Source organism: Bacillus sp. ISL-7 (genome assembly GCF_018613065.1).
Genome location: NZ_JAGGQW010000075.1, coordinates 1 through 18,285, shown reverse-complemented (window position 1 = coordinate 18,285; position 18,285 = coordinate 1). Strand labels below are relative to the sequence as shown.

General features: G+C 38.4%; 19 protein-coding genes and 3 pseudogenes. 4 read left to right on the top strand and 18 right to left on the bottom strand.

Annotation, left to right across the window (positions count from 1 at the left end):
- Positions 1 to 241: 241 nt before the first annotated feature.
- Positions 242 to 445 (top strand): hypothetical protein, encoded by a 204-nt coding sequence (locus J7E66_RS27265; protein ID WP_215005962.1) that lies wholly within the window; start codon positions 242 to 244, stop codon positions 443 to 445.
- 393 nt (positions 446 to 838) lie between these two features.
- Here J7E66_RS27265 and J7E66_RS27260 read toward each other — a convergent pair whose 3' ends face one another.
- Complete coding sequence (locus J7E66_RS27260; RefSeq protein ID WP_215005960.1) at positions 839 to 1,138, bottom strand: putative quinol monooxygenase; 300 nt, start codon at positions 1,136 to 1,138, stop codon at positions 839 to 841.
- A gap of 133 nt (positions 1,139 to 1,271) precedes the next feature.
- Positions 1,272 to 2,282, bottom strand: coding sequence for an NADP-dependent oxidoreductase (locus J7E66_RS27255; RefSeq protein WP_215005958.1), 1,011 nt, complete (start codon positions 2,280 to 2,282; stop codon positions 1,272 to 1,274).
- A gap of 117 nt (positions 2,283 to 2,399) precedes the next feature.
- On the opposite strand from J7E66_RS27255, the gene J7E66_RS27250 reads away from it, so the two are divergent.
- Positions 2,400 to 2,981 (top strand): TetR/AcrR family transcriptional regulator, encoded by a 582-nt coding sequence (locus tag J7E66_RS27250; RefSeq protein ID WP_215005956.1) that lies wholly within the window; start codon positions 2,400 to 2,402, stop codon positions 2,979 to 2,981.
- Between the two features lie 315 nt (positions 2,982 to 3,296).
- On the opposite strand, the gene J7E66_RS32125 is transcribed toward J7E66_RS27250, so the two are convergent.
- From J7E66_RS32125 to J7E66_RS27205, 10 genes are all read right to left on the bottom strand, one after another.
- Positions 3,297 to 3,479, bottom strand: coding sequence for an ACT domain-containing protein (locus tag J7E66_RS32125; RefSeq protein ID WP_308162603.1), 183 nt, complete (start codon positions 3,477 to 3,479; stop codon positions 3,297 to 3,299).
- Entirely contained in the window at positions 3,452 to 3,583 is a 132-nt protein-coding gene (locus J7E66_RS32990) for a hypothetical protein (RefSeq protein ID WP_374103892.1), read from the bottom strand. Before J7E66_RS32990 ends, J7E66_RS32125 begins: the two co-directional genes overlap by 28 nt.
- Positions 3,584 to 3,810: 227 nt before the next feature.
- Positions 3,811 to 4,257 (bottom strand): hypothetical protein, encoded by a 447-nt coding sequence (locus tag J7E66_RS27240; protein WP_215005953.1) that lies wholly within the window; start codon positions 4,255 to 4,257, stop codon positions 3,811 to 3,813.
- 848 nt (positions 4,258 to 5,105) lie between these two features.
- Complete coding sequence (locus tag J7E66_RS27235) at positions 5,106 to 5,543, bottom strand: VOC family protein (protein ID WP_215005950.1); 438 nt, start codon at positions 5,541 to 5,543, stop codon at positions 5,106 to 5,108.
- 390 nt (positions 5,544 to 5,933) lie between these two features.
- Complete coding sequence (gene yhfH, locus J7E66_RS27230) at positions 5,934 to 6,068, bottom strand: protein YhfH (protein WP_214718010.1); 135 nt, start codon at positions 6,066 to 6,068, stop codon at positions 5,934 to 5,936.
- Between the two features lie 528 nt (positions 6,069 to 6,596).
- Positions 6,597 to 7,688 carry a GerAB/ArcD/ProY family transporter gene (locus J7E66_RS27225; RefSeq protein ID WP_215005947.1) on the bottom strand — a complete coding sequence of 364 codons (1,092 nt, stop codon included), beginning with the start codon at positions 7,686 to 7,688 and terminating at the stop codon, positions 6,597 to 6,599.
- A gap of 553 nt (positions 7,689 to 8,241) precedes the next feature.
- Positions 8,242 to 8,607, bottom strand: a complete 366-nt coding sequence (locus tag J7E66_RS27220; RefSeq protein ID WP_215005944.1) for a site-specific integrase — start codon at positions 8,605 to 8,607, stop codon at positions 8,242 to 8,244.
- 658 nt (positions 8,608 to 9,265) lie between these two features.
- Positions 9,266 to 9,475: a hypothetical protein gene (locus J7E66_RS27215; RefSeq protein ID WP_215005941.1), complete on the bottom strand. Its 210-nt coding sequence runs from the start codon at positions 9,473 to 9,475 to the stop codon at positions 9,266 to 9,268.
- 209 nt (positions 9,476 to 9,684) lie between these two features.
- Positions 9,685 to 9,963 carry a hypothetical protein gene (locus tag J7E66_RS27210; protein ID WP_215005938.1) on the bottom strand — a complete coding sequence of 93 codons (279 nt, stop codon included), beginning with the start codon at positions 9,961 to 9,963 and terminating at the stop codon, positions 9,685 to 9,687.
- 220 nt (positions 9,964 to 10,183) lie between these two features.
- Positions 10,184 to 11,080, bottom strand: a complete 897-nt coding sequence (locus J7E66_RS27205) for an RCC1 domain-containing protein (protein ID WP_215005935.1) — start codon at positions 11,078 to 11,080, stop codon at positions 10,184 to 10,186.
- 234 nt (positions 11,081 to 11,314) lie between these two features.
- Here J7E66_RS27205 and J7E66_RS27200 point away from each other — a divergent pair.
- Positions 11,315 to 12,148 (top strand): annotated as a pseudogene (locus tag J7E66_RS27200) (SDR family oxidoreductase).
- Positions 12,149 to 12,169: 21 nt separating this feature from the next.
- On the opposite strand, the gene J7E66_RS27195 reads toward J7E66_RS27200, so the two are convergent.
- From J7E66_RS27195 to J7E66_RS27170, 6 genes and pseudogenes are all read right to left on the bottom strand, one after another.
- On the bottom strand, positions 12,170 to 12,682 hold the full coding sequence (locus J7E66_RS27195) for a CBO0543 family protein (RefSeq protein ID WP_215005929.1): 513 nt from the start codon (positions 12,680 to 12,682) through the stop codon (positions 12,170 to 12,172).
- Between the two features lie 154 nt (positions 12,683 to 12,836).
- A complete protein-coding gene (locus tag J7E66_RS27190) occupies positions 12,837 to 13,289 on the bottom strand; it encodes an SRPBCC family protein (protein ID WP_215005927.1) in 453 nt (150 codons plus the stop codon).
- An 18-nt stretch (positions 13,290 to 13,307) separates the two neighbouring features.
- Positions 13,308 to 13,649: pseudogene (locus J7E66_RS27185) on the bottom strand (IS1595 family transposase); the annotation flags it as partial.
- A 24-nt stretch (positions 13,650 to 13,673) separates the two neighbouring features.
- Complete coding sequence (locus J7E66_RS27180) at positions 13,674 to 14,195, bottom strand: hypothetical protein (RefSeq protein ID WP_215005924.1); 522 nt, start codon at positions 14,193 to 14,195, stop codon at positions 13,674 to 13,676.
- Positions 14,192 to 15,544 carry an FAD-binding oxidoreductase gene (locus tag J7E66_RS27175; protein ID WP_215005921.1) on the bottom strand — a complete coding sequence of 451 codons (1,353 nt, stop codon included), beginning with the start codon at positions 15,542 to 15,544 and terminating at the stop codon, positions 14,192 to 14,194. Before J7E66_RS27175 ends, J7E66_RS27180 begins: the two co-directional genes overlap by 4 nt.
- Positions 15,545 to 15,904: 360 nt before the next feature.
- The gene (locus tag J7E66_RS27170) at positions 15,905 to 16,378 is read right to left on the bottom strand and encodes a hypothetical protein (RefSeq protein ID WP_215005918.1); all 474 of its coding nucleotides are present in this window, start codon (positions 16,376 to 16,378) and stop codon (positions 15,905 to 15,907) included.
- A gap of 229 nt (positions 16,379 to 16,607) precedes the next feature.
- Here J7E66_RS27170 and J7E66_RS27165 point away from each other — a divergent pair.
- Positions 16,608 to 17,881, top strand: a pseudogene (locus tag J7E66_RS27165) (IS110 family RNA-guided transposase).
- Positions 17,882 to 18,285: the final 404 nt, after the last annotated feature.

Genomic DNA, 18,285 nt, shown 5'->3' with positions numbered 1-18,285 from the left:
TACTGTCTTCCTATAATTATTTTACTTTAACTAACCTGACCGTCAGTTAAAGAAGGCAAAAAATCAACATTATACAGAGCCTACTTGAAAAAAGATGCTCTATACAATACTTGTCACAGTATAAGTTTAGTGATTTTTTTTAAGGTTTTTTACCAAAAGGGTTAAGTTATTTTTTTGACCGTTTAATGTTTGAATTTCTGGGGAAAATAAAAAAATCTTCCCTTTAAAGGAGTAAATGTCAATGGCTGAAGAAACAATTTTTGTTAATGAAGCAACATCCGAGAAGCCCATTCAAGAAATTGAAAGTCTCCTAAATCAATTGGATGGCATTGAAAGAGTATTATTAGACACTACTGATGGCGAAGTAAAGGTCGAATTTGATGACAAAAAAATCTCAATAGAACAAATCGTCATCACCTTAAAGCAACATAACTTTCGCATTTAATAACAAAGATACCACTTGGTTTGGAAAGTCGTTATGCATTCATGTAGATAATTCCAAAAAGAAAAGGACCATCTTTGCCAACGGGTTCTGTTTTTGAAGTACAAAACCTAAAAAAGTGGGTGAATTACAAGTTAAATCCACACAAAAAAGCACCGTATTTAGTACGGTGTTTATTTCATGTATTATATTTTCCTTATTAAACAAAAGCACCCTTTAGCTTAAGTACATTATTTCACAAACTTTTGTTACTCCAAATTGAGCAAGTCCTTTTTCATAATTGGGGTACCGCCAACAAAACGCGGAAAACGTACGCTAAGGTATATTTGTTGATAATCCACCTGTTCGAAGAAAATAAAGTCTTAGACTGGAGTTGTTAATTTGACGTTTACTCTTTTACTCCCTAAACGAGCGTTCGTTCGAGGCATCGTATTTTAGAATGTCCATTCTCATCCTGTTTCCCCACTTTTTTAAAAACGGCGCCGACTCATGTCTTTCAACATGGGCCGTCAGCGATTCTTGATCTTGCCACCGCTGGACAGTCAGCATGCGTCCGGCTCGCGCATCTTCCAAAGTAAAGGCATAAAAGAGGCATCCATTTTCAGCTCTCGTGCTGGAAACGACGGCCTGAACGTCTGCAGTGAACTCATTCACATCAGACGGATTTAGGTGAACGTAACCCATGAGTATAATCATTGTTGTTCATCCTTTTTTTCTTAATTTAAGTTAGCAAATTTTTTCAGAGCTCATTCGCGGTCCTTGCTAGTGAAACGCCGCAAAGTTTTGCGACGTTCCACTAGGAGTGCGAAAATCATTCGAGCTCTCGTCCTTACACAACCGTGAGCACGATCTTGCCTTGGATGTGCCCACGGGCGGCTCGTTCGTGCGCCTTGCGAGCATCGGCAAGTGGAAACGTGCTGTCGATGGCGACGCGAACCGTCCCAGCATCGAGCAAGCGCCCTAATTCCGCTAGCTGCGGGCCGTTTGAGCGCACTTGGGTCATCGATACCGTGACGCCCAGCTTTGCGGCCTCCTCGGCGTCGGAGAAGCCTATGAACACTGGGAACAAAGCGCCGCCACGCTTGAGCGTACGCAAGAAACGACCGGTTTTTGGACCGCCGAGGGTATCGAGGACGAGATCAACGTCATGGGCGATGTCCTCGGGAGGGCTCTTGGTGTAGTCGATGAATTCGTCGGCACCGAGCTCGCGCAGGAACGACTCATGCTTGCCCGATGCCACCGCGATGACATGCGCCCCCTTCCATTTAGCCAGTTGCACCGCTAAGTGCCCCACGCCACCCGCGGCACCATTGACGAGTACCGTCTTGCCGTTGAGCGGCAGCGGGCGATGCGACTCCGGTTGAAACGGATTCGCTTCATTGTGCCCCAACTCGATCAGGAACTGCCATCCGGTGAGACCTGCCATCGGCGCCCCTGCGGCGTGCACGTGATCGATGCCAGCCGGTTTGAGTGCAAGATCCGACGCTGGCGCGGCGACGTACTCGGCATAAGCAGCGCTCTCCCCCATGCTAGGAAAGCGAACCATGCCGAAAACTTCATCGCCGATGGAGAAGCCTTGCACATCCGTGGCTACCGCCTCGACGACGCCCGACATGTCCGACCCCAGAATGAAGGGAAAGGACACCGCCGGCTGCCACTCAGGAGGAAGATCCTTATACCCCTCGCGCAGGTACCAGTCGGGGGGGTTGATGCCAACCGCGTGAACGCGGACAAGCACCTCACCCGGTTTCAGTTCGGGAAGCGGGGCCTCCTCGTAACGCAGTACCTCACGGCCGCCGAATTCGTGCAGCCGAATCGCCTTCATTGTGTTTGTAGACATCGCTTTCTCCCTTCACACAAATGTGTTATCCTTATTAAAGCAGTGCTCCACTTAAACGGGGCACTGTTCCGTTTATTATTATATGGAGCACTGCTCCGATTGTCAAGGAGGAATCATATGCGAGCCGATGCGAAGAAAAACTATGAGCACATACTCGCAGTCGCGAGCGTCGTTGTAACCGAGCACGGCGTCAATGCATCGCTGCGCGATATCGCTCGCAGAGCTGGTGTCGGGCTCGGCACACTGTATCGTCATTTCCCGACGAGAGAGGCGCTGCTCGAAGCTTTGCTCCGCGCAAGTTTCGACGAGTTTACGACAAAGGCACGTGAGCTCGAAACTGCGAGTTCACCCGATGATGCACTCGTGTCGTGGTTACGCGACGTCGTTGCATTCACGGGCAACTATCAAGGTGTTGTGGACGCGATGATGGCAGCCAAGGAGGACACGGAGTCCGCACTCCACGCTTCATGCGTCACGATGCGTACGGCAGGCACCCGACTTCTCGCTCGCGCTCAGGCCGAGGGTCTGGCGCGTACCGATATGGATGGTGATGACCTGTTCTCGCTAGCTGCTGCGCTTGCGTGGCTCAGCAACCAACCCTCGTCCGCGCCACGAGCTGAGCATCTCTTCAGTATTATCGCGAGCGCGATCTTGACGAATCGAGCGAGCAGCGATTTCAGGGCGCGGCCGCACAACTGATGATGGAGCAGGAGCCGCTCCACGAATGACTGCTGCTATTCGTGGATTTTCCTGACGCCAAGAAGGGCATGGCGGAGGCACTGAGTACGTTGATCGGCGGCCCAGATGCCATCTACAGAGGAACTCCGGCCCGCCTCGCCGCTCTCCTATTACGGTGCTGATCGACCGTGCAGTCAAAACAGGCCCCCAAGCTTCGCGGGTACTACCCCTTATAGGAATTCAATGCATCTAGGGTACTAAAATAATCTCCTTTAGCTTTGATCAAAAGGAGATTATTTATAATTCCAGTAATGTTTGTTTGAGTGCGAATTATTATTAGATGACAGAATGTCCGTGTTCAGATAATATCTGTGAAGATTGTTCTAAAGTGTCTGACTTAACTAGAAGATAATCTGTGTTATAAGTAGAAATGGCAAAGATACTAATTTTAGCTTCAGCAAGTGGGGAAGCAAGGGAAGATAATACTCCTGTCATTGAAAAATCAAGAGGTCCTTCCACTTTAATACACATCTCCATTCGTTACTAATTTCAATATTTTCAACATGCGACGGTACTACTTCTTCCCTACAAACTATAGATAGTTCTTCATCTGTATAAGTAATTGAGACAAAGTTTTTATTTTCAAGAGCCCATTTAGTACTAGGATTTTACCACATTCCTTGTTTCACTAACCCGCCACGTTACTTAAATAAGAAAAAGCATTACCGTTGTTCAGTAATGCACCCGTTACTTTAAGTACAATCTTTCACAATCTGCTTCGTTAATTAAACCCAAAAAAGGTGATGCCTTGTTAAAGCATCGCACCCTTTAGTTTAACATGCATGCTATTCTAGTTTACAAACCTCTTGTAATAAACCAATAAAATAACAAGCAAGATAGGATTAATAATTGCTGAATATCCTAAATTCCACCATCCGTAATGAAAATATCCCCAAGGTTCGGGCAATAAGGTGATGGATTCATAGGTTAACAAACATACTTCCCAATAGATAAAATAACGTATTTGTTTAATTAAGGAACTTTTAAAAGGATACCAATTCAAAAACATCATATTTACAGGTGGAAGTAACATAGTATTGGCTGGTAAAGCTGCCCAATCCACATTTTTTGTAAAATACCAGTATGCATGATATTTCAAATCTATGTAAGCATCAGAAGACATTTGAAATGCAGTTGTAAATGACCAGATATGGGCAATTTGTTTTGCCGTTAAATTCTTATTAGTTTTGAAAGCAAGAACATTAAATATGATAATTGCGATAAAAAGCCCAATCATTATTATTTTTCCTTTTTCCTTTTTCTTCTTACAATATCCTTATTAAGTAATTATCATGCTCAAGGTCTTATTAACCTAAACCTGACCGTTAGTCAAATACGAAAAAGGCTGCTTTTTTGCAGCCAGTTCTTTAAGGAAAGCACTCCGTTAGTTGAATAGTTTTTCCGTTAACAATTTAGTTATTTTTTTTATTTTCAATAAGGTACTGAAACCAATACAGTAAAAATGCCTTAGGAAAATAATAGAGGAAAAACTGAAATTCATTTAACCGAACTAATTTATAATGTTTTATTTTTTTTGCAAATCTTGCAACTGGAGAAGCAAAGAAAGCATTTACAATTGCGTTGAGCAGTATAAACTGTTTAAAGTTTCCATATGTCCAATTTAATATCCACATAGAACCTACCAAAAATGAACCAATAAGTCCCCGAATAAGAATGATTTTGGTTTATTATAAAAAATCCACCATTTACGTTTTTTTCCAATTAGAGTAGTGATAAATTCTATAAGAAGAATAAGAAATGAGGCAGGAAGAAATCTTTTTATATTTCGTATCCCTAAAAAGGGTAGTGTCGACCATGTTAGTAAAATAATAGCAACATTAACTAATCTTTGAATTTTTATTGTCAAAGCTTCATCATCCTTTTTTTCTCAGGTTTCTCCTTTCTTTTTAAAATATCCAATAAATAGCATTATATGTAATCTGTTCTTCCGCTAACCTGCCACGTTAGCACAATAAGAAAATGTGATCTCCGCAGCCATCCCATCTTTAACATAAGCACCAGATAGTTTTTAAAAAAATCTTTAAAGTTTGTGAAATCTAAATTATTTAAAGTCCCATTCAATATTTATCTGATTTTCTCCGCCAACTCTAAAATAATACCCTCTGGACCACGAACGTAGCATAACTTATAACTTTCTTCATATTGCTGTATCTCACTAAAGATTTCCGTGCCCCTCTTTTTCAATTTTGCAACAACAGCTTCAATATCTTCAACGGCAAAGCAAATATGTCGGATACCCAGCGTATTTGCATAAGGTTGCTGAATATCTTTTTCATCTGACGGCGTATAAAATTTGACTAGTTCTATCCATGCCTGACCATCTGGCATCCCCAATCCTACACATGCCGTTTTAACATCATTAAGCCCAACTATTCTATCCAACTGTTCTCCATCCAATTCCCATTCCGCTTGCACTTCAAGTCCTAAATCAAGAAAAAACGCTTTAGCCTCTGAAAGATCATTTACGTTTATACTCACATGATCTATTCTATTGATCTTCATATCTCATACCTCCTATGTTCCTGTTATTTTCAATACCTGTATTCGTGTAAGGTTTGTTTAAATTCAAATTCGCTTAAAACAGGAAATATCCTTCTTCAACAAACCTGCCACGTTTAAGTACATTACTTCACATCTTCTGCTAGGAGTAAATATTTTGGAGATTTTGATTACTCATAAAAAGGATCGTAAAAAAAAGACGATCTTTTAATTAATGCAAGAGGTTAGTTAATATGGCTCATTTATAAAAATTAACAGATATTTAGACATTCATTTCGATAAATTTAATTACTTTAGTCGCTGTATCAAATGCTTTTCTACATTCCAAGAATTCTACTAACTTATTGTTATGAAATTAAAAACTCCCCAGCAATGCTGGAGAGTTAGCAAACTTTACTCTTCTTTTTTGGATAAACAACGATCACAATCCATCAAATAACTTTCTGCTTGCTCTTGCATATGCTGCCCGCATTCAGGGCATTCCTTTTTTGGCAAATTTCGGAAAAATTCAACTGGACTAATTAACATTTAAATCTCCTCCTTTATTAATACAGTTATTATACTCTTTCCTTGTTATAGTACAGTATAAGCAAAAAAGGGAAAAAAGTATAGACCTTTTTTAAATAAAATAATAAAAGTTTTAATATTTTCATCAAATCTATTTTTACCTTTTATATCCCAATCGAAATCCTCAGTATCAGTATCCTCATCCCATTCCGAGTTAGGAGATAGAAATCTCGGAAGCTACAACAATTGTGTTATCTAAGGTTATTCTCCACGAACATTGAATATGTAATGCATATTCTGGTGTTTCTTGGGTTCTGCCTGTTTATATTCTTCACGATTAGTTGAAGGGGACTAATTCACATTCGATTTATCAGACTACTCTTAAACAAATCGTAAGAGACTCAGCCTTTTTTTTAAAACTGGTTTTACTGGGTCTATTTTTCTATGCATTTTTTCAGTTTTTATTTTCATGGGAGTACAATAAAACAGGGATCGCAGCCGCCACCCCAATCTGCAACTCAAGCACCATTCACTAAATAAATATTACCATCATGCTTTAACTTTTAACTGCTTATTTCTATTTTGAAAATGAGCTATAAGAAACAACAAGGAAGGAATAATAATTTCTACTGGATAATACAAATAGCTAACATTTATCCCTTCTTTAAAGTGCTCGGCAGAATTTGATGCAATAACTATGGAGGCAAATAAAATAATCAGTCCAATTGGAAAACAAAGGGTACGAGGATTCTTAAATCGAAATAAATCTGCAACTCCATATACGGCAGCATAAAAAAATAGGGTTATTTTGAAAAAACCTCCGACCACAAGATAGAGCATAAAAAGTGCATCAAGCCTACCAAAAGGAATACTTCGGATCGTGCTTAACAAAGGGAATGGAGATTGAACGTAAAAATTAACCCCTATAGCAGCAATATTAATGATTGTGGTAATGATTAAATTGATTCCACTCAAAAGTATCGCTGAAAGGCATACTTTTTTTGCCTTTTTGGACTCACTTAACTGCGGGAGTATCATGGAAAATACGATCATTTCACCAAATGGATATAGTACCGATTCACGCATAGATGATTTGACCACCGGAATATAGCCATTTTCCAAAATTGGCTTCAGATTATCTAAATGGATTAATCCAGAAGCTATCACCAATAGAAAGCCGATAATGGAGATCAAATATACGATTATAAAATAAAGCTCACCCACTCTAGCCAATACTTCCAGACCTTTATGGATTGCATAAATACTGATAAGAATCATCAACGTATTGATGACAAATAACGGTGTTTCCGTATAAATAGTTGTAGTTAATAATTCGCCGAAATCACGTAATACTCTCGATGCATCATAAATAAAATAAATAATATATATAAAACAAAGGAAACGACCTATAAATTTTCCGGTTATTATTTGGACATAGCTAGTTAGAAGAAGGTCTGGATAATAGAGAAACAAACGATGATAAATAAGAAACATTAATAAGCCATTTATCAATCCGAGAAGTATTACTATCCAAGCATCTTGTTTAGCACTCGATCCGATCCCAACTAGAATAGCACTTCCCACTTCAAATAAATAAATAAGTACAAACAATTGGAAAGACGAGATTTTTATTGTATTCATTACTCACGTTACCACCCTTTCCATTATTGATTTAAAGATATGATCAATAAGTCTTTTTCAGCTGACTTCCTGGTTTTAACCTTTTCAGTCAATTTTGGAAAAGGTATTGAATTATTTCCAATATAATCATTATATTATTTTCCGTTTTTTTCCTTTTTATGTACTATTGCAATATAAAAGACCAACTCAAAATGTATCCCTCTATTTTTTAACTGCTTCGTTAGCTCAACATTTGATTGCAATTTACCTTTCCAAAAAGCCACTTCGACCACATACATTTTAACGATTTTCTAAGCTAACCCGCCAAGTTAGTTAAACAAGAACAAGCCTTACTCCTTATTGAAGTAAAGCACCCCGATAATTTAAGTGCAAAATTTTACAATTTTTCTTGTGGAATAAAAAAGGAACCTTCATCTTGATAATCAATTAGGTAATCTTGAAAAACATTCATTGTATCGGCAGATACATAAACTTTTCGTCCTTCGCCACTTACAGTTTTTATATTTCCTAACTCGAATGGTAGTGGAGCTAATATCAAAGTCCTCAATCCGCATCAAATAATCATAGAAACTCTGAACACAGCTAAAACGGTATTAACTGTTCGTTCAGATCTCTTTGCTTTCGTTGGTTGAAATTGAACTACTTTAGTAGATTGATACGGACTTCTTAGCCAAGAAATAAACCCCGCCAGAAGGTCAAGATCAACATCTTTGTATCCTCTTTCTTTTTCATTTAAAAACTGAAAGTAAAACTTTAAATGATTACAATATGACTTTAAGGTATTTTCTGCTTTTCCAATGTGATCTAGATATTTAAGGTATTTTAAGACAGGTATAACCGGTTTGTTATTCCCATCAATAAGTAAGTATCTTTTTTTGCCATCAATTAATCCATCAATTAATACCTCTTGCACTTTCATTAACATCACCTCCAAATTCAATAGTGATGTATTTATGTGCGTCTTTCTATGATAACTATAATTACTATATTTCCTTACTGAATATATGAAGTAATTAAACATACATAAAAGGCGTAGTATTTAACTTAATTAACGTTAAATACTACGCCTTGATATACTGTATATAACTGCTTCTTTAATTGAATTAGAAAAAGGCGACCTTCTTTATTGAAGTATCGCACTCGTTAGTTGAAGAACCATTATTTTTTACTATAATCCTAAAACCTTAACAATTATAATGAGGAACAATAAAATGATATTTAGCCAAACGAAAAATTTAATGATAAATTCAGCCCATAACTTCCTTCGTAGTCCAAAATAAAGAATAACACAAAAAAATAGGAGGCTATAAACTTCCCTTTTAATTCCCAAATCATCGAAATACATTTCTTCACAATCAAATCAAATTTCAGAAGGATAGCAATAGTTAATTCAAAGAAAGACTACCCATACGGGTAGATAAGATGTGTTAACTATTTATGAAAAATGGGTAAAGCTATCAATCAATGTATGTTATGCCATCCTTTTGATGTGTTTCCTATGACTCGAATTTCCCTCACAAAATGGTCATTTATAAAAATCTCTACAGTCTTAGAAAATTTGTCACGAATCACTGAATTTATACTCCATATTCTCCCCAATCCCTGTGTGCAGTACATATTTTCCAGTCCGGGTTTTCTGCCTCTCTAAGAAAAATTCGAGCAGAACCAATTCCGTTTGCCGGGTAATGTACGAGTTCTTTTACTTCATCGCATGGTGTGGGCAATTGACCAATGAGTCTTACAGTTATTAAACCGCCTACTCTAAATGCATCGGCTTCGGTAAGCATAAAATTTTCTCCTCGTATAAATTTATTAAATTAACTGTAGTTATTATATGTATTACCCATGGCATGGTACCGAAGTTTAACCCGCTGCCCCCCCCTCCTAATTCAACTATCCTGCTTCGATAGTGGAACAAGAAAAAAGGGCTACCTCGATGACAGCTCTGTTCTTCAACTCTTGCACCCGTTAGCTCAATAAGAGTCTATGAAAGTTATTAAATCATCCCAGTGTCTGTTTCTCTTCTATTTGGAAAACTTTGCTTAGCTATATCCTCAAGATGAAGTGTTCCATGTATACCATTTACTTTCTTCTTATCCACCATTTTTGAATAAAATCTCTTATAGAAATCAGTATCCTCAAGGTTTGGGAAATCACTTGCAAATGCAATATCATTTCCATTTGGGAAAAAAATATCAAATAGTTCAATATCCACTTCATAAATTTCAAATATACAGTTAATCGCACCATCTATTACTTGAACATTTTTTTTCATTTTATTTCCCCTCTATATAGCTATTACCACTTAATTCGACGGATTTAAAACTAATCCTTCTTTACTATCCTCCCCCTGTAGTGGAACAAGAAAAAGAGTCGCCGCAGCAACACTTTATTAAACTCAAGCACCCGTTAGCTGAAGAAGGAATTTTTACTTTTATATTTAATCCTTTTTTTGATTTATTAGTTGCAGGAACTTTATCCTTTTTACCCGAAAACTAATTGCAGGGCAGTTGGATGCCCCGCCAACCGCTTACATCGCATTGACCATATTCATTATCACCCACAGCAACCACCGTGCCGTCCGATTTAAGCCCGACGGTATGGGCACAACCCGCCGCAATTGCCACAATATCGCGCCAATCACTTACATTACATTGGCCATACTCATTCCAACCCACAGCCGCCACAGTACCGTCCGATTTAAGGCCGATGGTATGACTACTACCCACCGCAATTGCCACAATATCGCGCCAGCCGTTTACATCGCACTGGTCATGTTTATTCAAACCCACAGCCGTCACCGTACCGTCCGATTTAAGACCGATTGTATGAAGATAACCTGCCGCGACCGCCACAATATCGCACCAGCCGCTTACATTGCATTGGCAATACCGATTATTACCCACAGCCGTCACCGTGCCGTCCAATTTAAGACCGATGGTATGCCAGTCACCCGCCGCGACCGCCACAATATCATGCCAGCCGCTTACATTGCAATCACCTTCATTATTTCGGCCAACAGCTACCACCGTGCCATCTGATTTAAGCCCAATGGTACGACGCCAACCTGCCGCAACAGCTACAATATCGCGCCAATCGTTTACATTGCATTGATCATGCTTATTCCAACCCACAGCCGCCACAGTACCGTCCGATTTAAGACCGATTGTATGAGCATTACCCGTGTTCGTCGCCATATGAACATTACCAGCCGCAACCGCCACAATATCTCGCCAGCCGCTTACATCACATTGGCCATATTTATTATCACCCACAGCCGTCACCGTTCCGTCAGATTTAAGACCAACGGTATGACGACGACCCGCTGCTATGGTATCTTTAGGCCACCGTTTCACCTTTAACTCCGCTTCTTTCGGTGAAATGTAATCCATGTTTTACCTCCTTGATAACAAAACCTATTTTATAATTGTATCAATTTTGCTTGTTATACTAACCTGCACGGTAGTGGAACAAGCAAAATTGATACAACTCCTTGTTTCGCTCAAGCACCCGTTACTTTAAGTGCACTTCTTCACAATTGTCAAAGATATATTTCCTAACAACAATCATAACCTATATCAGACTTTCATTTATTATACAGGAAGATGCCGAAAGGAGCGTATATGATGGGTTTCCCGCCTCAGCAACAAAATAAACCTGGCATTGAATGATACCTAGACCTATATTTGATAATCCATTACAAGCCAGCCAGTAAACTAATGAATAAGGGAGCCCTCATAACTGGTGGGGATAGTGGAATTGGTAGAGCTGTAGCTGTCGCCTTCGCGAAAGAAGGTGCAGACATTTCAATATCATATCTAAATGAACACAGCGATGCAGAAGAAACAAAGTTCTATGTCGAAAAGTACGGTGGTCGTTGCATTACCATTCCAGGTGATATTGGGTATGGGCAGCCCTGCCAACAAGCTGTAATGCGAACGATTCACCATTTTGGTCGTATTGACATTTTGGTGAATAATGCAGGTGTACTATACGTAAGGAACCGTCTACTCGATATATATTTGAATCAACGAGCAAATACTTTTCACACAAATGTTTTTTCGCAGTTTATTTTAACGAAAGCCGCTCTGCCATACATGAACTCAGGGAGCTCTATAATAAATACAACATCCATAGGTACCTATCGGGGGGATCTAGATTCAATTGACTATTCGGCATCGAAAGGAGCCATTGTTTCATTTACACGTTCGCTTTCATTGTCACTGGCATCCCAAGGGATTCGAGTCAATGGTGTGTCCCCAGGACCAATTTGGACTCCATTAATTCCATCTTCCTTACCTCCTGAACAAATTGCCACATTTGGTGACAATGTTCCTATGAAGCGAGCCGGTCAACCGTTTGAAGTGGCACCTGCTTACGTATTCTTGGCTTCCGACGATGAATCTTACATATCAGGGCAAATACTACATGTAAATGGTGGAGACATTGTAAACAGTTAAATATTAACCAAATAGATAGCTTTATTTCATTTTGCTGACAGGGACTTTAAAGAACAATAACAGTCCTATAATTATCAGTACAGACAGCCCATAGGTTAATAATGGCTTTTTGTAATGGAGCCGTATAAACGGCAATTGAACAAGATAAAAAATCACAGACCACCAGAAATTCCAGCCATTATGGTAACTCATTAAACCCATTTTGTAGTTCAGTAACTCAACGACAGACAAAAGGGTCACCCAGAAGATGATCCAGGCAACCCGTTTCAACCAACCAGTTGGATACCGTCCTAAATATATAAACAATACTGATGGATAAGAGATAAACGTTACAAGCAGATTGTTCAAAGTATGATTTGGAATAATAACGGTAGGATCGTATGCCCACAACGGGTAATTATAAGTGAGAAAGTTATATAGTAGGTCCAGCATGATAACAAAAAGATTGGTGGACTGGTAATTTTTCCAGTTCCGCCAATCTCCCCAACGCCATGCCGCCAGAATCCATAACATCATACGTACAAAAATGTACATTTAGCACCATCCAACTACAACAAATTTCTGCATTATATTATGGCCATTTGTATTTTCTAATATGTGTTCTCTCTCCTATTGCTGAATCCTTTAATTAATAGCTCTGTTAAATTTTAATGTTGATTTTTCTCAAAAAAATAATGAAGTAGTTCCATTACTTTTTTTCAGCTATCCTTTTTAACTCTTTTGCACGATTTACAATGAAATTTCTCATATATTTTTCTAAAAATAATCTATCAGCAATTACTCCAAGAATGCCAAAAGGAGATTTATAAGAAAAGGTATCTTTCATAATAGTCCCTGTGCCACTTTCTATAAATTCGTGTGTATGTGTAAATGAGTGGAATGCTCCCTTTACCATAACATCTTTAAATTTATATGGTTTTTCCATCTCTATTATCTTAGCAGTTAATTTTTGTTTTACTCCAAGATGGGTGGCTTCCCAAGTGACTGTATCGCCATTTTCCATCAGTCCAACTGTAACACCATCAATCGCTCTTTCCTTTGTTTTACTTGTTGTTTCTGTGTGTACATCTACGTTTCTCGCAAGGTCAAAACAAACATTGATAGGTGCATTAATAAAAATATCGTGTTTAATTATAGGCATATTTAATTTACCTTTCATTTATTTATTGTTGAAAACAGATAAGCGTAAACTGTCATAAGTATCGGTCATTTCAAATACAAATGACGATAATAGAAAATCTTTTATATTGTGTTTTGTGCTTTCGTTACTACGACTATCTACAAACAAGAACCACGTAAGGTAGTTGTCGAGATACTTTGTAGCCACACCTTTAAAGCGGTCTATCCATTGTTTCATACGAGAATGGAGCCCATTTACATTTTGGATGTGATACAAGCCTTTAATAACGTGTTTACCATCGTTAGATTTAATTCTGTAATGTTCGATACCTTTTTCTTTTGCATTGGTTTTGTAGGCTCTCCAAGCATCAGTAACGAGTAGTATCCCCAAAAGGAAATGATATGGTTAAGTCTCGTTTCTTTTTAATGCCAGCCAAGAATTTACCATGTACCATGCTCCTGCTAGATAAAACAGCATGTGGACGGAAAACCAGTCAAATATAAACCCGGCACCAAGGATGCTTGCCACGATGATTAGCTGCAAAATGAACTGATGAATATTTTCTTTTCTCCAGCTTAGCTTGTCTTTTTTATCAAATTCTTTTTCCGATAATTTGTAAAACGCTTGGAATATCCCCATAAAACATTGGATCAAGGAAACATGGAATACATTTTGGGCGAATGGTACCGAAATCATGGATAAACCTAGTCCGAACAACGATAAGCTGTACATTTTATAAATCGGAATTTGATGAGGAATCCAGGTTAAAGCATAGAAGCAGACAGCTGATGACAAAGCGAATAAAGCGTAGAGCAAAGAGAACGAGCTGTAAGTTTCCCCTATATTTTTCAAAAAGAGAAGATAGTAGGGGAATATCGCCGTCTGAATGACAAGGATGCTTCCTCGTATCAACAGTTTAGTTCTCACTTGCGGTACCTCTCATAAAAAAGACTTGTGATATACTCATTCGGGTCGTATTTTTCCTTTTCTTTTACAAATTCTTCAAAGTTAGGATAGGATTCAAGCAACTGTTTTTTGGTGGCGTATGGATAATAAGGCAAATAAAAGGTTCCGTTGTACTTCAAGGTGATATCAATCATCTTTTGAATCGAGTTTTGAGCTTTTTCCACATCCTGTTTTTGTTTTCCGTGGTTGAATAATGCGACAAGGGCTATCATATCGGTCTTGGCATAGGAAAGCATCGATGTATCGTCTTTGGACACATACCGGATGGTGAAGTTAAGAAGATTAATATCATCTTTTTTCAGAAACGTTTGGATGTCTTTGACATAGGAAGGATACTCATCAATTGGTACGAAAAATTCCTGCAGTGTGTCGGTTTCCTTTTGGCTCTTATAAAGCAGAAAATCGCTTTCCGAACGCATGGCGTTATTTCTTGATATCAAACTTTTATCGAGGGACAGGAAATATTTTTCCTGTAGGTACCAAAGCCAGTCTTTTCCAAATCTAGCCTTACGGGATAAGTTGAGTAATGAGTAGGTCAAGAATGGCTGCTGATCTTCTTTCAACTTACGAAGATTTTCCGTTAGTGGTTGTGTGCTTTTATGGTATTCGACGACAAACATACTGTCCATCAATGTTTTGGGAGCAACTGAAATACGCGCATAAGCCATCTTCACTTCAGGGTTTTCCCTTAAGGAATGAACATACTTCGGGAATTCCTCTACACTCACCTTTTTAGTACGGATTTCATACACTTCATCATCGGTTACCTGTAATTCTACATCCAATATGACACCAAATAGACCATATCCGCCTAATACATCCTTGAATAATTCCGATTGGCTTTTTCGGTCGACTTTCACGATTTTGCCGTCAGGAAGCAATAAATGAAACCAATTGATAGAATTTCGAAGGGATTCGTTTTTGATATCCCTCCCATGAACATTTACGCTGATCGATCCTCCCACAGTAAAAATATTCTGACTTTGCATGACTTTTACAGCTAGCCCTTCTGGCGCAAGGGCTTTTTGGATGTCATCCCATGTTGTCCCGCTTTGCACATGGATGGTTTTGTTCTTTTTATTGATTCCTAGAATTTTATTAAAACTTGTCATATCCAAAACAACCCCGTCCGGGTAATAAGTATGACCGCCCTGGGAGTGCCTTTTTCCTGCGATGCTGACCTTTAATCCATCTCTTTTGGCTTTTTTTAGGATATTGACAATCTGCTCTACTTGTTTCCCTTTTTCAATCCCTTCTATTTTCGTAGGAAGGAGTCTGCCAACATCTTGGATGGTGTTGCCTTGGTACAAATCATCAGTATAGTGGATTAAAGAATACTGGAAAACGGCATATGAAACCGAAAATGTAAAAACAATCAGGGAGAGGATTACGAAAACGATTTTCTTTATATCAAACCCTCCTTGCCATATATAGCCCTTTTTCCAAAGTGTAAATTTACACTAATTGTATCATATTTTCAATTAATTTTATACCAATAATTTCAATCTCCTTATTGTACTATCCTGCCCCGTTAGTGGAACAAAAAAAAGAGTCGCAGCTACGACTCTTTGTTAAACTCAAGCACCCCGATAGTTTAAGTGCAAAATTTCACAATTTTTCTTGTGGAATAAAAAAGGCAACCTTCATCTTGAAGAGTCGCACCCGCTGCTTTAAAAATCATTGGTTTTCTTGTATTTTTCAAAAAGATATTGAAATCCATATAAGAAAAAAGCCTTGTAAAAGAAATATAGAAAGAATTGAAATTCGTTAAATTTAACTAATTTATAGAGTTTTAATTTTGTGAATAACCTTGTAAGTGGAGATACAAAAATTGCTTCGCCAATAACATTTAACATAATAAACTTTTTAAAACTTCCGTATCCCCATTTTAAAGTCCATAAAGACAACGCCAACATTGGGCCTATGAGAAAAGGAAATTCATTTTGAATAAAGGACTGTGGTTTATTATAAAAAGACCACCATCTGCGTTTTTTTCCAATTTGAGCATCCAAACTACATAGTAGAACAGCAAGGATTGAGGCTGGTAAAAATCTCTTTATAGTCCGCCATCCTAACAAAGGTATTGTAAGCCACGAGAGTAATATCATTACAATATTAAGTAACCAATGTTTTTTCATTGACATATTAATACCCCCCTTATCCAAAAGGAACTATTTAACTTAGTATATCTCCTTCTTTATTTAGCTATTCTGCCCGTTGCTTGAATAAGAAAAATGCTTTCCCCCTTATCGAGTAAAGCACCCGTTAGAATTCCTGTAGAGAGCTATTTTTCGCGTTTGAAAAAAATAGAGCCCCTCAGTAAGATGATTATACACACACAACACAAAATCATTCTTAGGAGGAACCTCTAATATGAAGTTTAAAATGCAAGACAAACAAAATCAACTAATTGAAAGAATTTCGATCAGACATCTAATTGTAGGAATTGATATAGCACAACAGTTCCATGTTGCTCGTGCCGTTAACTTCCGTGGAATTGTTATTGGTGATCCTCTAACTTTCGAAAATAATGAAGATGGTTTTGCTAGATTAATACAATGGATTAACCGTCTAAAAGCCTTAAAGGGCTTAGATACAACGATTGTTGGCATGGAACCAACCGGACACTACTGGGTAAACCTTTCAAAATGGCTCTATGAAAGGAATATTGAGGTAGTGACAGTAAACCCCCACCTTGTAAAAAGAAAAAGGAAAACCGAGATAACACCCAATCTAAAAGCGATAAAAAAGATGCCTTAGTTATAGCTGATATGGTCAAGAATGGTTACTATTCGTTTATTCGCCCTTCCTCAGAAACCTTTGAAAAACTGCGAGTCTTAATGTCTAATCGTGACATGACCGTAAAAAGACTTGTTAGTGCTATCAATCAGATTAATCGTTGGGTAGATATCGTTTTCCCAGAACTTCGGCAAGTCTTCAAAGATGTTACAGGTAAAGGGGCAATCGCAACACTTCGCTTGTTCCCTACCCCACTGGAACTTAGTTCAATGAAACCACAGGAAATCGTTAGTGGCTGGAAAACCTTAATGAAACGACAAGCTGGGTTAAGAAAAGCACAACTACTTATTGAATTAGCTGCTCATTCTGTTGGTACACCACAAGCACTTGACGCTTATAAATTACACCTGGAACAATTACTTGAAGAATTCGATCTGGCTACAGCCCAGCTCGAAAGAGTTGAAAAGGAAGTCACTGAAGTCCTTAAACAAATACATTTTGCTAGAAAAATACTTGCCATTAAAGGGATTAGTGAAATTGCACTTGCAGGCATTTTAGGAGAAGCAGGAGATCTCAGTGGGTTCGCCCATGGTAATTCTTTATTACGCCATGCGGGATTACATTTAGCAGAAGCTAGTTCAGGTAAATGGAAAGGACAAATTGTCCTCTCAAAACGAGGAAGATCGCGTTTAAGACGATTTTTGTATCTTGCCACAATGAGCCTTGTCATGAACAACAACGATTTTAAAGAACTCCATTCTAACAATGTTAAAGTAAAAAAGATGAAGAAAATGAAGTCCATTATGAAACTGATTAATAAATTGGCAAGAATTCTAGTTGGTATGGCAAGAAATAATGAATCTTATCATTCCGAAAAAGTAAAACCTCTAATTTCTATGGCTGCTTAATCTAATTACTGTCAAGAAAACTATTGAACTAGAACATTAATATCTTTCGAATATTGGCTTATTCGTAGGATTTCAAAGAAAGTACGAAGTACCGGATTTATTAAGCATAAGGGCTCTGACCCGTTCCGTTAGAAAGACCGGCATCTACCACTTGGATAGGTATGACGAAGGAATGAGAGGGCATTTGACCCGTTGAGACATGGGAGGGAAAACCTCCAGGGGTGGCGTGGAGCATGTACATCATATGGTAAAATATGGAGTTATTTTTCACTCCTCTATTTCCCTATGCCTTCACGAAGCCAAAAAATCTGAACTCATTTCATTAAATCGTCAACCCTATTCCAAAGGTTATGGAATCCTGCGAATTAGCGAGCATTCGGGAGAAAATCGTATTTAACTGAGGG

Bases quoted from the DNA above. Each gene is read 5' to 3' on its own strand.
- J7E66_RS27265 (WP_215005962.1), top strand. From the start codon at position 242: ATGGCTGAAGAAACAATTTTTGTTAATGAAGCAACATCCGAGAAGCCC.
- J7E66_RS27260 (WP_215005960.1), bottom strand. From the start codon at position 1,138: ATGATTATACTCATGGGTTACGTTCACCTAAATCCGTCTGATGTGAAT.
- J7E66_RS27255 (WP_215005958.1), bottom strand. From the start codon at position 2,282: ATGTCTACAAACACAATGAAGGCGATTCGGCTGCACGAATTCGGCGGC.
- J7E66_RS27250 (WP_215005956.1), top strand. From the start codon at position 2,400: ATGCGAGCCGATGCGAAGAAAAACTATGAGCACATACTCGCAGTCGCG.
- J7E66_RS27240 (WP_215005953.1), bottom strand. From the start codon at position 4,257: ATGATTGGGCTTTTTATCGCAATTATCATATTTAATGTTCTTGCTTTC.
- J7E66_RS27235 (WP_215005950.1), bottom strand. From the start codon at position 5,543: ATGAAGATCAATAGAATAGATCATGTGAGTATAAACGTAAATGATCTT.
- yhfH (WP_214718010.1), bottom strand. From the start codon at position 6,068: ATGTTAATTAGTCCAGTTGAATTTTTCCGAAATTTGCCAAAAAAGGAA.
- J7E66_RS27225 (WP_215005947.1), bottom strand. From the start codon at position 7,688: ATGAATACAATAAAAATCTCGTCTTTCCAATTGTTTGTACTTATTTAT.
- J7E66_RS27220 (WP_215005944.1), bottom strand. From the start codon at position 8,607: ATGAAAGTGCAAGAGGTATTAATTGATGGATTAATTGATGGCAAAAAA.
- J7E66_RS27215 (WP_215005941.1), bottom strand. From the start codon at position 9,475: ATGCTTACCGAAGCCGATGCATTTAGAGTAGGCGGTTTAATAACTGTA.
- J7E66_RS27210 (WP_215005938.1), bottom strand. From the start codon at position 9,963: ATGAAAAAAAATGTTCAAGTAATAGATGGTGCGATTAACTGTATATTT.
- J7E66_RS27205 (WP_215005935.1), bottom strand. From the start codon at position 11,080: ATGGATTACATTTCACCGAAAGAAGCGGAGTTAAAGGTGAAACGGTGG.
- J7E66_RS27195 (WP_215005929.1), bottom strand. From the start codon at position 12,682: ATGTACATTTTTGTACGTATGATGTTATGGATTCTGGCGGCATGGCGT.
- J7E66_RS27190 (WP_215005927.1), bottom strand. From the start codon at position 13,289: ATGCCTATAATTAAACACGATATTTTTATTAATGCACCTATCAATGTT.
- J7E66_RS27170 (WP_215005918.1), bottom strand. From the start codon at position 16,378: ATGTCAATGAAAAAACATTGGTTACTTAATATTGTAATGATATTACTC.